At 51.8% G+C, this 575-nt stretch carries 2 protein-coding genes; both read left to right on the top strand.

Going from position 1 to position 575, the window contains the following annotated elements; all coding sequences use genetic code 11:
- Positions 1-253: terminase TerL endonuclease subunit (locus tag RE027_RS18045; protein ID WP_368809675.1), on the top strand; the 253-nt coding region annotated here is incomplete at its 5' end.
- 32 nt (positions 254-285) lie between these two features.
- The coding region (locus RE027_RS18040) for a tail assembly protein (RefSeq protein ID WP_368809674.1) at positions 286-575 on the top strand (290 nt) is incomplete at its 3' end.

The following is a 575-nucleotide window of genomic DNA, read 5'->3' as shown; positions in this document are numbered from 1 at the left end:
CGAGGTGTTCGTTAACCGTAAGGTGGTGCGCCATCGTGGCGATCCGGTTCTGGCCTGGGCGATTGGAAACGTGGTGATGGAGTCCGACGCTAACGCCAACATTAAGCCCAACAAAAAGAAATCCTCAAACAAGATAGACCCGGCGGTATCTGCGCTGATGGCGTTCGGCACCTTCCAGGCCGAGCATGAGGATTTTGCTTTCGATATGAGCGACAACCACAAACAACGGTTGGCGACATTTAACGGTATCTGACAGGGGGTAATATGCAACAGGTATTAACTACTATGAAAACCACGATAAAACTCAGCGGCTCAATGGCTCAGCGATTTGGCAGGACACATCGCCGCGCGTTAACGTCTGCCAATGAAGTATTCAGGGCGCTATCTAACACCATTGATGGCTTTGATGCTTACCTGCGTGAGGCTCGGGCAAAGGGGCTGGATTTTGTTATTTTCCGGGATCGCCGCAATATCGGACACGAAGAGTTTGAACTCCTGGGGCCGGGTGATGAGCTGAGAATTATTCCGGTAATACGAGGAAGTAAGCGGGCAGGTCTGTTCCAGGCTGTTCTCGG

The organism is Kocuria sabuli, from assembly GCF_040981185.1.
In the GTDB taxonomy this organism is placed as follows: Bacteria; Actinomycetota; Actinomycetes; order Actinomycetales; family Micrococcaceae; genus Kocuria; species Kocuria sabuli.
This window is presented reverse-complemented; position numbering and strand designations above follow the sequence as displayed.